This is a genomic window from Chitinophaga niabensis (assembly GCF_900129465.1).
In the GTDB taxonomy this organism is placed as follows: Bacteria; Bacteroidota; Bacteroidia; order Chitinophagales; family Chitinophagaceae; genus Chitinophaga; species Chitinophaga niabensis.
The window spans coordinates 202,349-216,306 of sequence record NZ_FSRA01000001.1 but is presented as its reverse complement, the minus strand read 5'-3'; the positions used below and the strand labels follow the sequence as shown (position 1 = coordinate 216,306).

Here is a 13,958-nt window from a genome sequence, read left to right as displayed (position 1 = left end):
GTACATAGGTTATTGGCTTACGCCTGTAATGATAACATGATTTCCGTTAATGGTATAGTTCACTCCGCTGATCTCGTGCAGCATATCCAGGATCTGCGGCAACGTTGAAACGGGTGTAATCCTGATATTGAAACGATAAGGCGCCATTATCCTTTCATTATACCTGATCTCTGTATCGAACTGGTCCTTTAATATCCTGGCCAGTTCTGCAAAAGGAGCATTATCCAATGTATATTCTCCCGTTTTCCACCTGGCCTCTTCAGCAGCATGCACACTATCCTGTATAAACTGATGCGTGGCAATATTATATACGATCTGCTGGTCCGTTTTTAACACTGCAATATTTGCATTGCTGCTGTCTGAGATCTGCACTGCCCCTGATTCCACATACACCTTCACATCCGGCAACTCCTTCAATGCTTTTACGGTGAACTCAGTGCCCAATACCTTTACATTCAGCCCGGAAACAGTACGCACTGTAAAAGGTTCATCACTATTCTGTACTACAGAGAAGCCTGCTATCCCATCGATCAATTCCACATGCCGGCCTTCGTAACGTAGGGTAGAGCCTGCCTGCAACCACACGATGGAATTGTCCGGCAGTTCAATCCTCATCACGCCTTTTCCCTTTGGTGCCATTACACCAATGTATTCCGGCTCCCAGGGTTTCAGCAGAAAAGTAGCTACAGCTACAACCACTACCGCGGCGGCAGCTATCTGCCACCAATTGATCTTCCTCACTTTCCAGGGCTGGATGTTATCCATCACAGCAGTCTTTATATCGTTCTTCCAATACTTCTTTTCCTCTTCGTCTGCAAAGGCAGGGCCTTTATCAGGGAAAGCATCATACCATTCATGCAATACGGCAATCTCTTCCGGGGTACAGATACCCAGTGCATGCTTTTCCAGCAAAGATTGAATGATATGCTCTTCCGGCTTGTTCATGTGCTGTTACGTTTAATAGACAATACTCAACCAGCAGTGGTACTATGCCGGTTGAAAAAAATTATTCCATGAAGAAATTCCCCAGGCCTTCCCGTAGTTTCTTTAAGGCGCCGGATAGTTGATTCTTAACTGTTTGTGGAGATAAAGCGCGTTTTTCCGCGATCTCGGAAATAGACAGTCCGCTTTCCCGGCTGTCCATAAATACCTCCCGCATTTTAGGGGGTAGTTTTTCCAGCTCACGGTGGTAACTGTTATGGAGGTCCTGGTTGGGGATATGCGTCACCTGCGGCAATACTGCTCCGGCCTGCTGTTCATACTTCAGGCGGGTATTTTCCGACTTAAGGTGGTTGAGTACTTTGAATCGTACGGCCGTACTTAAATAGCCGGCAACGGAGTCCGTAATATGGATCTGGTCTCTTTTCTGCCAGCAGTAGATGAACACCTCCTGCACAATATCCTTGGCAGCATCTTTATCATACAGCCTGCGATAGGCAGCTTCGAACAACATTTCCCAATGCCGTTCATATAGTTCACCGAATGCCTCCAGGTCATCCGAGCGTATCTGCTGCCATAGTTCTAAGTCAGGTTTTGCCATGTGGGCGTAAGCAATTGGCAGCTAAGATACTAAACTCATTTTATTAACAGATATGTACATTTTTGCAGCAGGTTGCCCTTTATCTTTTATTTCATGCTCCTCTTTCCTGATCTTTTCAATGATGATGTCTGCAAGTTCCATTTAACGGTTCCTGATGGCCCTGCATTCTTTTAAACACTCCCTGCAAAAAGCAGCACATTCCCTGCAATGATCATTATCATGCCTGCTGCATTCATCTGCGCATGTTTCACAAATGTCTCCACAGATAGCAGCCAGCATTGTAGATTGGGAACCACCCAGGCTCAACACCTGCGCTGTGGCATAACAAATGGCAGCGCATTCCATATCCAGCTGGATGCATGCCACCATCATTTTAGGATCATCTTCTTCCAGGCAGGCGGTGGCACAATGATTACAAATGGCGGCACATCTTAAACAGGCATTTATGCATGCTTCATATTGATGGTAACTCATAACGTATGCTTTTACCTCAAAAAAACAAACACTATGCCCATAAAAAAAGTCTCCGGAAATTCCGGAGACTTTGAAGATCTCTTTTTCTTATGTTGGTTTGACCCATATCATTTTCCAAAGAAACTTCTGATAATTATATAGAAATAATTGTGCCAAAATAACAACTATAAGATCTCTAAAAACACCTGCAATCTTTCGTTAAACACATCGCCTTTATTGCAGTTTGTGAAGAACACGTAACCGCTTTTCTTCTCTTTATAGAACAGGCAGCCGGATTGGAAATTACCGTTGTTTCCCCCATGCTGATAAGCAATACCATACTTTGTAGGTCTTATAGCCAGGCCTAATCCCCAGGCAACCACACCTTCATTATAGTTTTCAGGAACGGATGTTTGCGCTTTAAACATTTCCGCATGTGTTTCATCGTTCATCAATCCTATCAGGAAGTGTGCATAACTCACTGCCTCCGTATGTAATTTCCCGGCAGCGCCAAAGGAAGTGGAATCTTCATCAGGGAATGCCATCGGCCATCTTCTTCCTTCTACTTTACCATCTTTATGCCCTGTTACTTTATGCTGCCCCATAAAATCATTATAAGTGAACCAGGCATACTGCATACCCAAAGGAACAGCTACTTCCTGCCGGAAGACGGAATCCAGCGTATGCAGCGGCAAATGGTTCAAATGGGCCAGTACTTTAGCCAGGTAATGATAACCTTCTCCTGAATAGGTGAAAGTCCCGGGATCTTTCTTGATATACATATCGCCCCGTTTGATCTGCCGTGCAGGATCCGCCAGATCAAACCAGCGCCAGTTGGGAAAACCGGTTGTATGGTCCAGCACCATCCTGGCTGTGATCAGTTTATAACGCTGATCATATTCCAGCTCAGGAAAAGGGAGATATTGATACAGGGGCTTATCAAGGTCCAGCAAACCTTTATCTGCCATTTTCAATGCCAGGTAAGCAAAAACAGGCTTGGATAAAGAAGCCGCTTCAAAGATAGACTGCTCATCCACTTTAGCAGGCGTAGTTGTATTGGTTACGCCCAAAGCCCTGTGGTAAACAATCTTCCCATTCCTGATCACGGCAATGGAGAGCCCGGGCAGGCCCAGGGACTTCATCTGTACCTTCAGGAATTTATCAAGCTGTTTACCGGAGAAGTACTTCATTTGCCCGTATGAAGCAGAGGATATCAGCAATAATAGTATAAGGTATCTCATGTTATAAGGACGATACCTTTCTCCAAAGGTTGCATGCATAAAAAAGGCTCCGGGATTGCCGGAGCCTCTGAATGTTTCTTGTTCCCTACGCTGGTATTATCCAGATCAGGTCATTAAGAGTATGATCTCAGGTCTGCATGGTGTCAGACCACCTCTTACTAAGAAACTTCTGCATACTATATATAAATAATTGTGCCAGAAAAACAGGTGGTTGAATATCAATACAATCCGCAGCTACAGCTGTTTTAGCAGGAATTTATTTCCACGTTTTTCTACATACCGTGCATATTAGATCATAGTTGATAGGCAGGATGGCGCTGGCCTGGTTTTTCCGGTAAATTTTCTAAAAAAGGAGGTTCATATGAAAAATCTGGAAAGGACCGACAAGGGTCTGAAAGCATACGACCCATGGCGTGATTTCTTTAACCTGGAAAGCTTCTTCCCTTTTGAGAATGGAAGACAGTCAAAGTCACTACCGGCTGTGAATATTTCCGAAGATGATAAACAGTACAGCGTAGATGTGATAGCGCCGGGATTTAAGAAAGAAGATTTCAAGATCAAGGTAGATGACGATGTATTAAGCATCAATGCGGAATCAAAACAGGAGTCATCTGAAAATGGCAATAACAAACAGTACAGCCGGAGAGAATACAGTTACAGTTCTTTCACCCGCACTTTCAGACTGCCGGACAATACAAAGGATGATGCGATCAGCGCCAGCTACGCAGATGGTGTATTGAAGCTCAGTATTCCCAAAAGCGAAGCGCAAACGAAAGCAACAAAAGAGATTGCTATCAATTAAAAAAAGAGGCGGTATTTCAGATACCGCCTCTTTTTATTTTATGGTCTTTTATCCCACCACACCCTGGATGTATAATTATCTCCTCCGGTGAGGTTAGCCACAGCAGTTTTGTAATTCGTGGAATTCAGCAGGCCTTCAAGAGAAGAATACACTGCCCTGCGTGGAATGGTGCCATTGGTAGAACCCTGGTTAGCACCGGGTGTCAGCACAGGATACCCTGTTCTTCTCCATTCTGAGAATGCTTCATAATCACGGCCAAACAACATGATCCATTTCTGCGTCATGATCTTTTCAAGCTTCTGCTGCTCCGTAAGTCCTGCAAAGGAGAACTCCGCAGTTACATAAGCCGGCGGTACCGTAGTAATGTTATAGGGCAACATGGCCATTGCTGCTTTGATACCATCCTGGTAAAACGTTTCGGCATCTGCCACGGTAGCACCCCATCCCGCCAATGCCGCTTCTGCTTTAAAGAAACTAACATCTGCATAGGTGAATACATAACAGGGAATAGGTGTGGCCAGGGTGCGGTTGAAATAAGTACTCATGGCCGCAGTGGAAAAGTTGTCTTTGATCAATCCCAGCAATTGTGCATCCGTTAATGCAACGCCCATTCCGAAATAATCCGGTGTGCCCGCAGCTTTTGAAGTCACAGAAGGCTCTGCGATCAATGGCAGGCGTGGGTCCTTTTTCGCTTTAAGGGTATTGACCAGGGCAGCAGCAAGGTAACGAAGGTCAGAACTGCCACCAATGAATTGCTGCAGTACAGGATGTGCATTGGTGGTCTGTGCATTATTGAATGTAGGTACCGCAGCATTATCTGCATTACTGGCCAGTAAAGGTTGTGCCATGGCCTCCCTTACTGTTTTCTCTGCCAGGGCAGCATCCGCATAACGGATGCGTAAACCTAAACGCAGCTTCAGGGAATTACCGAAACGTTTCCATTTATCCACGCTTCCTTTGTAATAGAAATCAGCATTCCCATAAGAAAGGTCTGTTGCATTCAGTTTAGCAATAGCAGCATCCAGGTCTGCGATCAGTTTGGTATACACATCCTTCTGACTGTCGTATGTTGGCTTGTTGTTCACATCCCCTGCATCTTCTGTGGTAGCGGAAAAGGGAATATCCCCGAAGAGGTCTGTGAGCCTTTGCCATACAGAGATCTCCATAATGCGTGCAATGGCCAGTTTTGTTCTGCCGGTGGGATCATCTTCTTTCCCTTTCAAAGACTGGTTCCTGATCTGCCCAAGGTTACGTAATAAAGTATAGTGTGCAGACCATACGCCGTCTGTAGGCTGTTGAATATAACGGGAAACCGGTGCTACCTGCCCTCCTGCCCAATGTTGGATCCAGGAACCGAATTCAATATTGGCGCGTTCGTTCCCTTCCACAAATGCAGCATCTTTCTGCACTTTGGATAATAACAGGCCTGCATCTATATCCGTAACGGAAGTAGGTGGCACGTTCATTTCCTCGAAATCTTTGGTACAGCTTACCAGCAGTATCAGCAGCAAGCCCGTGATATATGTAGGATATTTCATTGTCTTTGTTTTTAAAACTCAATGTTCAGATTAACACCAAAATTGCGCATCATAGGCAATGAAGTGGATTCCAGCCCCAGCGATGAATTGTTCACATTAAAAGCTGCTGCCTCCGGAGAGAAACCATCTGTTTTACGCTGGAAGTAGAAAAGGTTCCTGCCGTATAAACCAATAGCAGCTCTTTTGATGAACTTACCCGCCAGCAGCGATGAGGGCAGCTGGTAACCTAAACTGATCTCGCGCATAGACACATAACTTGCATCGTTCATCATTTCTTCAGATACTACGCTTTCTTTATCGTTCGCTACCACGTTCCAGTAATCCTGCGCTTTCACCTGTTTGGTATTAGCCTGCCCGGTGCCGGTCCATTCTCCGTTCGTACCTTTTGCAGCTACCACACCGGAAGCCACATAAGTACCATCTCTGCCTGCTAATGTTTTCTTTGTTGTACCAAAAATGAGTTCTTCCCGGTTGCTTTGGGAATACAACATACCGCCCTGCCTGATGTCTATCAGCCCGGTTAACTGAAATCCTTTATAACGGAAGCTGTTAAAGAAACCACCCGTCCAGTCCGGCATTACATTTCCCAATTCCACCTGCACCCTGCCGGAGGTACGTAAAGGCAACCCGGTGGCAGGATCGATCAAACGACGGCCCTGTTCATCTTTCAGCCAGGCAAAACCATTGCTCACCAGTACACCGAAAGGTTTACCCGGTTGCGCTAATACATTCACCCCTCTGTCTGCCCCCAACAGGAAGGTTTCCACACCTTCTGTAAGGGATACCACCATATTCCTGTTACGGGCCAGGTTAAAGGAGCTTTCCCATGTAAAACCGTTATCCAGTTTCAGGGGTGTACCGCTCAGTGTTAATTCGATTCCTTTATTGCGGATCTCTCCGGCATTGATACGGCGGAACTCGAATTTTGCGGAAGGCGGTAAAGGCACATCCAGGATCTGGTTTTTGGTGGAAGCGTTATAATAAGTGAAACTTAGTCCCAGGCGATTATCCAGCAAACGTACATCCGCACCAAATTCTACAGACGTGGTTAATTCATTCTTCAGATTAGGATCAGGGATGGTGGAAGAGAAAGAAGCCATTGGCTGACCACCATGTGTAAACTGGTCCAGGCTGTAAGAACCGGTCAGCTGATAAGGATTACCGGAACTGCCCGCCTGTGCCCAGGAACCTCTTACTTTCAGGAAGCTCAGTACATCGCTCTGGATATCCAGTGCATCTGTAAGTATCAAACTGGTGCTCACGGAAGGATAGAAGAAAGAATTGTTCTTAGGGGATAAGGTGGAAGACCAGTCGTTACGCGCAGAGAGATCAACAAACCAGTAGTTGCGGAAACCGAACTGGCCGGAGGCATATACAGAGTTGATCTCTGATTCCTGCAAATCGAACAGGTAACTGTTAGTGAGGGTGTTGTTGATCACATACAATTTCGGCACAATGAATTCCCTGCCGGTATTACCCGTTAAACGCATGAAACGTTGCTGGTGACTGGCGCCTGCATTCAAACCGAATGTGATGTCTTTACCCAGGTTAAAATTACTGCTCAGCAATACATCGAAATTATCTTCCCGCACCCGCATCACCTGTTCTTCCATATCACCATTCCTGTTCTGGCTTTGATAGGTACCGATGGTCCTGTAACGCAAACGCTGGTCCGTATAATAATCCGTACCGCCGCGTGCAGAAAGTTTCAGCCATTTAGTGAAATCGTAAGACAAACGTAGCATGCCTATGATACGGTCCCTGCGGTCAGTATTGCGGGTATTATTGATCGTCCAGTAGGGGTTGGCAGTAGAGCTGTTGGTAGCATATGTTTTCTCCTGGCCAACTGCCACGCCGCTGTAACCAAACTGCCTGGCAATATCCTGTGCCGTCCAGGTATATGCAGCGAGTGTACTCAACGGCATGCTCCTGGGCTGGCTGATAAAGAGATAAGCCGGGTTATCCGAGGCGTCAGATAAAGTAGGCCTGTTCTGCCCTTTCTGGAAGATGTAATTCACTTTCGCATCCAGTTGCAGCTTAGGCGTGATGTTTGCCTGTGTGCGGAGATTGAAAGTATTCCTGTCCAGTGTATTGGTAGGCACATATCCGTTCACATGTGTGTTGGAATAAGAGAAACGGTAATTCACTTTATCCGTACCACCATCCACACTCAGGTTATTGATCAGTTGTTTTTCTGTGTTGAAGAAATCTTTGTAGGTATTGGGTTGTGGAGTCATCTTCAGGATATTCCCCCATTGGTCTTCATACTCCTGCCCTTCCATTTTAGCGCCCCAGCTACTCCGCGTGATCCTGTCCCGGCCGGCACTCATTTTAGGCATGCCCTGTAAACCCTGTGCCTTGGCATCTGCCATCGTAACGATCCTGCCATCCGTTACCCTGAAGTGTGTAAAATCACCATTCAGGCCCTGGCCATATACATCCTGGAAATCAGGAGTTACCAAAGCAGAGCCTACTGAAAGGTCAGAACCGAAACGCACACCTAATCCTTTACCGGAACGGCCTGTTTTAGTAGTGATCAGCACAACGCCATTACTTCCCCGCTGGCCATATAAAGCGGCAGCGTTGGGCCCTTTCAGTACGGAAATGGTTTCAATATCCTCAGGGTTGATGTTGGAGATACCATCACCATAATCAATACCACCAGTACTGCTGGCCGGTTTGATGTTCTGGTTATCCAGAGGTACCCCGTCAATCACATATAATGGCTGGCTGTTCCCCTGCAAAGAGTTATTACCACGGATCACGATCTTGGAAGAACCGCCTGCGCCGGAAGCAGCCCGGCTCACCTGTATACCGGCTACTTTACCGGAGAGGGCATTCGCCACATTCACTTCTTTACCTTGTGAAAGCTCCGAGCCTTTTAATTCGGTTACAGAATATCCCAATGCTTTTGTTTCCCTTTTAATACCCAGTGCTGTTACCACTACTTCGTTCAGGGACTTGGCGTTTTCTGCGAGTTTAATATCCAGTGTTGTATTACTGCCTATTTCCACTCTTTGTGGTGTAAACCCCATAAAAGAGAAAACAATTGCGCGGGCACCGGATGGTAAACGAAAAGAAAAGTTCCCTTCCGCGTTAGTAACCGTACCCTGCGAAGTACCTTCTGCAGCAACACTTACACCCGGCAGCGGATTATTCTGCTGGTCCGTTACCTTTCCCGTGATCACCGTATCTGCTGCTACAGATTTCGTTTTCAATACCGGTGGTTCCGGTGCATTTTCTTTGATGGTGATAGTTTGATCAATGATCTTGTACGTCAGCGGCTGGCCGGCCAGGCAAATTTTCAATACCTTATCGATGCTGGCATCCTTTACATCTACATTTACTTTGCCTACCTTCTTCACAATGTCGTTGCTGTACAGGAAATAATAACCGGTCTGCTGCTTGATGGCGGCAAACACCTGTTCCAGTGAAGCATTGCGCATAGATAAGGAGATCTGCTGCTGTGTATATGCCGTGGCAGATACACGCATGCAGATGAGGAGCAGGAGTAATACACGTAGCATCCCCGCCCGCTTTGCGAAAGTCATTTTTTTCATCATCTGATTACTTTTGATTAAAAGCGAATGAGTAAATATTGGTTGATCTGTTAAAAACTAACGGTTACCTTTTTCTGATCGAGGGTGTATTTAGCCCCGCTTACATAGTTCAGCATTTCCAGCACCTGCAATAAAGTGGCCTGGCGGCGGATGTTACCACTGATCTGTTTTGCCGGTATCGTGCCCTTGAGCTGTATGTCTACATCATACCAGCGTGCAAGCTGTGCTACGATATCCTTTATTTCATCGTCCTTAAAATAGAACAAGCCATTCTTCCAGGCCAATGCTTTTTCCACATCGGTGGCTGCAATATTCACTTCCTGGTTTTCCTTTACGGTACCCTGCTGGCCTGGCTTCAGCAACCATGAACGGTTATCTGCCAGTTGTATCTTTACGGACCCTTCTGCCAGTGTTGTTTTGGTAACGCCCTGGTAAGCCATCACGTTAAAGTGCGTGCCCAATACGGCTATTTCCACCCCATTCACTTTTACCCGGAATGGTTTGTGTTGATCTTTTGCTACTTCAAAGTATCCTTCTCCCGTTAACTCCACAATCCTCTCTTTACCTTCAAACCGTGTAGGGAAGCGGATGGAGGAGGAGGCATTCAACCATACCGCCGTGCCATCTGCCAGTACCAGTTGAAACTGTCCGCCGCGGGGAGTGCTGAGCGTATTATATTGTACGGCTGCTGCGGCCTCTTCTTTTCCTTTGTATACCAATGCACCCTGTTGTTGCCTGATCTTTGCACCGTCTGCATCCAGCGAGGTATCAGCCCGGCCCAGTGTAACTGTCTGCCCGTTTGCGAGTTGCAATACCGCTTTATTGCTGCCCGGTTGTATATCGTTCACTTTTGCTGCTACCAATGGTGCAGGCGGCGTTTCCTTTTTAAAAGTGAGCAGGCCGGTGGCCAGTAAGATACTGGCAGCTACCGCACTCCAAAGAACCATCCTGCGGCGTTTGGGTTGTGCGCTGGTATCATATCCTGCACGAACAGCTACTGCTTCCCAGTCTGCCGTTACATCTATTCCATCAAAGAATGCCATGTCATCCGCCAGTTGCCGCTGATCACGAAAACGTTCCAGGAGCGCCCTGTTCTGTTCATCCGCAGCCAGCCATGCTTCCAGCTCCTGCTTTTCAACAGTGCTGAGTTCTCCTTTAAAGTATTTAATGATCAGTTCTGCGGGTTCCATGTAAGTAAAGAAACGCAAGGGAGGAAAACGGGTGAAAAGGATGGAAAATAAATATCCCCTACAGGAAAAAAGTATACAATTCAGGCGGCAGGCGCAGCCGGAGCAGCTGCAAACCTCTTTTTTTCTGGGTTTTAACGGTATTGATACTGATATCCAGTAATTCCGCGATCTTTTTATTCTTCAAACCATCAATATATCCCATCCTGATAATGCGCTGGCATTCTTCCGGAAGGGATTGCAGCGCCTGGTGAATAGCGCCTGATACTTCAGACTTAATTATAGCTTGTACAACGCTGGCATCCACAGCAGGCTCTGCGGCTTTTTGCTCCGCGAACTTCTTCACCACTTTTTCATGGCGTTGTGCATTCAGGCAGGCATTGCGGATAGAAGAATAGAGGAAATTTTTAATGGCCACAGGATGGTCGGAAACACGCTCCTGTTGCGCCAGGTAATTAACAAATGCTTCCTGCGCAATGTCTTTGGCCGCTTCTTTATCGCCTGTGAATTGATAAGCAAAGTGGCAGAGGCGGGTATAATATTCCCTGAACAGCGCTTCCGCTGCCAACGTATTCATCCGGAAAACAGACTCCCTCATGATACACAAGTTAAGCAATTACTTTTATGGCTTCACCACCGGCCATCCATTACTATATACCAGGGAACTGATACAAAATACTCTCCCTCCCCCCTTCTGCCGGTGAATAGCATGATACGCGATATGATCATTCCCCTGGGCATCTTTAAAAACAGAATTATGCCCCGGCGCCAGCCAAACACTATCCTTTTCAAGTATCACCCCATGACTTTCAAAAGGCCCTTCCGCATGATCCGCTCTTGATACCAGCACGGCATAGTTCGCATCCTTCCCGCAACAATTATCGCCGGAATAATAGAGATAATATTTCCCTGCATGATAATCCAGCCAGGCGCCTTCTATCAGCCGCGTATAATTCTTTTCCCTGCCCGGCCAAACAACGGGCACCGGTTTGGACCCCTGTTTAAAGTCAGACCAATCGTCCTTCATTTCCTGCACCCTGATCGGTTTAAAACCAGAGCCCCAGTACAGCAGCTTTTTGCCCGTTTGCGGGTCTATAAAAGCCATGGGATCTATATGCTCAAAGCCCTCTCCACAGATCAGGGGAGAGCCTTTATCTGTAAATGGCCCTTCCGGCTGCGTGGCATAAGCCACACCAAGACATTTGCCGGTTGTAGTATCCGTAGATTCCCCGGAATAGAATAATACATATTTCTGAATGGAGGGATCATAGAGTACATGCGGCGCCCAGAAATGTTTATCTGCCCAAACGGGCTTTACCGGGAGCGCATCCCCCGGATCGCTCCAGTGCTGCAGATCCTCAGAAACGGACACTTGTATGTGACCACGGCCCTGCGTGGCATAAGCATAGTATTTTCCATTGACGCGGATCACCGTGGGATCGGGAAAATCTTTATCCAGCACCGGGTTGGTGAGGGTCTGGGCATTGGCTGCCAGCGTGGAACAGAGCAGCAGGGAAAATAAATACCTGGTATTCATGCAAATAAAGATAGCAGAATATCACTGCAAAATTTTGCTATATTTGTTTTGCACCAATTCTAAAAGCTATGTCATTATTAAATAACAGTAACAAGAAAGGCGGCAAAAGGGATAATAAGCAGGGCAAGAACAATACGCCGGGGGTGAACAACTCTTCCTTTTTGAAGCCGGGCAAACAAACAAATATTTCAAAGAAGCCTATTAAAACAGGCGGTGCCAGAGGCAGCTGATAAAAAATTAAAAGCCCCGGTTATTCATCGGGGCTTTTTTATGGGCGCGTGTTAATGTTCTTTAAATCTTCTTAAATACCACAATACCATTATGTCCCCCAAACCCAAAGGTATTACTCATCGCTACCTTCACTTCCTTTTCCACAGCCGAACCTAACACGATCTGTAACTCCGCAGGAATAGCAGGGTCTAATTCCGTTGTATTGATCGTAGGCGGGATCACACTTTTAACAATACTCATCACACTCGCAATCGCTTCTATGGCTCCCGCCGCTCCCAGCAAATGCCCTGTCATGGATTTGGTGGCACTGATATGCAAATGACCTGCTGTGTCGCCAAACATTTTACGGATGGCTGCAATCTCACTCAGATCGCCAACAGGCGTAGAAGTAGCATGTGCATTGAGGTAGTTCACCTCTTCTGCATTCAGGCCGCCATCTTCCAAAGCAAACTTCATCGCCTGCAAAGCACCCAGTCCTTCAGGATGTGTAGCGGTCATATGGTAAGCATCTGCCGTCATGGCCGCGCCTGCAACCTCTGCATATATTTTTGCACCACGTGCTTTGGCATGTTCGTATTCCTCGAGTACCAAAGCACCAGCTCCTTCGCCCATTATAAATCCATCCCTGTTCACATCAAAAGGCCGGGAAGCCGCAGCGGGATCATCATTCCTCACAGACATTGCTTTCATGGCACAGAACCCTCCTACTGAAGCAGGCGTTATTGGCGCTTCGGAACCTCCTGTGATGATCACTTTCGCTTTACCCAGACGGATATAATTGAATGCATCCATAATGGCGGTATTAGAAGTGGCGCATGCAGAAACGGTAGTGTAATTGATGCCCATCAATCCATGCTGCATGGAGATCATGCCGGATGCCATATTGGTGATCAGCTTGGGAACGAAATAAGGAGAAAACCGCGGGTTGAAACCACCTTCTACATATTCCGTTACCTGCTCTTCAAATGTTTGCATACCACCTTGTCCTGAGCCCCAGATCACACCGGTAGCAAAAGGGTCCATACCGGAAAAATCCAGGCCTGCATCTTTGATGGCCTGGTCAGAAGCTACGAGGGCATATTGTGTGAATGGATCTGTTTTACGCAGTTCGCTTTTATCAATAAAATCCGCCGCATTGAAGCCCTTCAGCTCACACGCAAAACGTGTTCTGAAACGGGAAGCATCAAAACGGGTAATAGTGGCCGCACCGCTTTTACCGGCTGTTAAAGACTCCCAGAAGGAGCTCACATCATTACCAAGCGGGGTTACGGCTCCAAGGCCTGTTACAACAACTCTTTTCATAGTTTTCATGGCTTTAAATCTTTTAATATCCTGTTGCTTACCCGGTTGAATACGGATGGCCCCAATACTCTCGATAATATCAATGATGATTGTAAATTAGTGATCAGCAGCAGCGCCCTGTCATACGCCTCTCCTTCAAAATGAAAACGGCCGCCGGCCCTTCCATTCTCAAGGCAGGCACTGAGCCAGTTCACAATATCTGTTCCCATTTCCTGCACCTTGGCTTTCATAGGATCTGTAAAGGTTTCAAAATCAGTTGCGAGTGAGCCCATTAAGCAAATGAAACCATTGGTTCCATAACGGTGGAAAACGTCCACCAGTTTTGCCAGCTGCCTGTCCTCCGGTAATTTCCTCCATTTTTCCACATTTTCCCTGAATTTCTTTATCTCAGCTTCAATCACTCCGATCCCCAGGTCAGACTTGGCAGGGAAATGATAATGAATGGCCGCATTCTTTATCTCCATAGGGTCCGCAATGTCCTTGTAACTGAAGGCATTAAACCCTTTGGTCCTTACCAAATGGTCTGCCATCTCTACAATTTTGTCTTTTGTATCTGACATATTCCCG

The 13,958-nt window shown here is 46.6% G+C and carries 13 protein-coding genes and 1 riboswitch; of the genes, 2 read left to right on the top strand and 11 right to left on the bottom strand.

Annotation, left to right across the window (positions count from 1 at the left end):
- Positions 1 to 9 precede the first annotated feature (9 nt).
- The 4 genes from BUR42_RS00900 to BUR42_RS00885 all read right to left on the bottom strand — a co-directional run bounded on the left by BUR42_RS00900 (position 10) and on the right by BUR42_RS00885 (position 3,234).
- A complete protein-coding gene (locus BUR42_RS00900) occupies positions 10 to 945 on the bottom strand; it encodes a FecR family protein (protein ID WP_074237296.1) in 936 nt (311 codons plus the stop codon).
- A gap of 61 nt (positions 946 to 1,006) precedes the next feature.
- Positions 1,007 to 1,540: an RNA polymerase sigma factor gene (locus BUR42_RS00895; protein WP_074237295.1), complete on the bottom strand. Its 534-nt coding sequence runs from the start codon at positions 1,538 to 1,540 to the stop codon at positions 1,007 to 1,009.
- Positions 1,541 to 1,681: 141 nt separating this feature from the next.
- Positions 1,682 to 2,014: a four-helix bundle copper-binding protein gene (locus BUR42_RS00890; protein WP_074237294.1), complete on the bottom strand. Its 333-nt coding sequence runs from the start codon at positions 2,012 to 2,014 to the stop codon at positions 1,682 to 1,684.
- Positions 2,015 to 2,178: 164 nt separating this feature from the next.
- Positions 2,179 to 3,234 (bottom strand): serine hydrolase domain-containing protein, encoded by a 1,056-nt coding sequence (locus tag BUR42_RS00885; RefSeq protein ID WP_159442187.1) that lies wholly within the window; start codon positions 3,232 to 3,234, stop codon positions 2,179 to 2,181.
- Positions 3,235 to 3,299: 65 nt separating this feature from the next.
- Positions 3,300 to 3,401, bottom strand: a riboswitch (TPP riboswitch).
- A gap of 194 nt (positions 3,402 to 3,595) precedes the next feature.
- On the opposite strand from BUR42_RS00885, the gene BUR42_RS00880 reads away from it, so the two are divergent.
- On the top strand, positions 3,596 to 4,036 hold the full coding sequence (locus BUR42_RS00880) for an Hsp20/alpha crystallin family protein (protein WP_074237293.1): 441 nt from the start codon (positions 3,596 to 3,598) through the stop codon (positions 4,034 to 4,036).
- A gap of 38 nt (positions 4,037 to 4,074) precedes the next feature.
- On the opposite strand, the gene BUR42_RS00875 is transcribed toward BUR42_RS00880, so the two are convergent.
- The 5 genes from BUR42_RS00875 to BUR42_RS00850 all read right to left on the bottom strand — a co-directional run bounded on the left by BUR42_RS00875 (position 4,075) and on the right by BUR42_RS00850 (position 11,858).
- Positions 4,075 to 5,574 (bottom strand): SusD/RagB family nutrient-binding outer membrane lipoprotein, encoded by a 1,500-nt coding sequence (locus tag BUR42_RS00875; RefSeq protein WP_074237292.1) that lies wholly within the window; start codon positions 5,572 to 5,574, stop codon positions 4,075 to 4,077.
- Between the two features lie 11 nt (positions 5,575 to 5,585).
- Positions 5,586 to 9,101 (bottom strand): SusC/RagA family TonB-linked outer membrane protein, encoded by a 3,516-nt coding sequence (locus BUR42_RS00870; protein ID WP_200798195.1) that lies wholly within the window; start codon positions 9,099 to 9,101, stop codon positions 5,586 to 5,588.
- 83 nt (positions 9,102 to 9,184) lie between these two features.
- Complete coding sequence (locus BUR42_RS00860) at positions 9,185 to 10,324, bottom strand: FecR domain-containing protein (RefSeq protein WP_074237291.1); 1,140 nt, start codon at positions 10,322 to 10,324, stop codon at positions 9,185 to 9,187.
- 58 nt (positions 10,325 to 10,382) lie between these two features.
- Positions 10,383 to 10,919: an RNA polymerase sigma-70 factor gene (locus BUR42_RS00855; RefSeq protein WP_084185262.1), complete on the bottom strand. Its 537-nt coding sequence runs from the start codon at positions 10,917 to 10,919 to the stop codon at positions 10,383 to 10,385.
- A 24-nt stretch (positions 10,920 to 10,943) separates the two neighbouring features.
- Positions 10,944 to 11,858, bottom strand: coding sequence for a glycoside hydrolase family 43 protein (locus BUR42_RS00850; protein WP_074237290.1), 915 nt, complete (start codon positions 11,856 to 11,858; stop codon positions 10,944 to 10,946).
- Between the two features lie 68 nt (positions 11,859 to 11,926).
- Between BUR42_RS00850 and BUR42_RS29710 the strand changes: the two genes are divergently transcribed.
- Positions 11,927 to 12,088 carry a hypothetical protein gene (locus BUR42_RS29710; protein ID WP_159442186.1) on the top strand — a complete coding sequence of 54 codons (162 nt, stop codon included), beginning with the start codon at positions 11,927 to 11,929 and terminating at the stop codon, positions 12,086 to 12,088.
- A 61-nt stretch (positions 12,089 to 12,149) separates the two neighbouring features.
- Here the strand turns inward: BUR42_RS29710 and fabF are convergent, their stop codons facing one another.
- Positions 12,150 to 13,391 (bottom strand): beta-ketoacyl-ACP synthase II, encoded by a 1,242-nt coding sequence (gene fabF, locus BUR42_RS00845; protein ID WP_074240365.1) that lies wholly within the window; start codon positions 13,389 to 13,391, stop codon positions 12,150 to 12,152.
- 5 nt (positions 13,392 to 13,396) lie between these two features.
- Complete coding sequence (locus BUR42_RS00840) at positions 13,397 to 13,951, bottom strand: TetR/AcrR family transcriptional regulator (protein ID WP_074237289.1); 555 nt, start codon at positions 13,949 to 13,951, stop codon at positions 13,397 to 13,399.
- Positions 13,952 to 13,958: the final 7 nt, after the last annotated feature.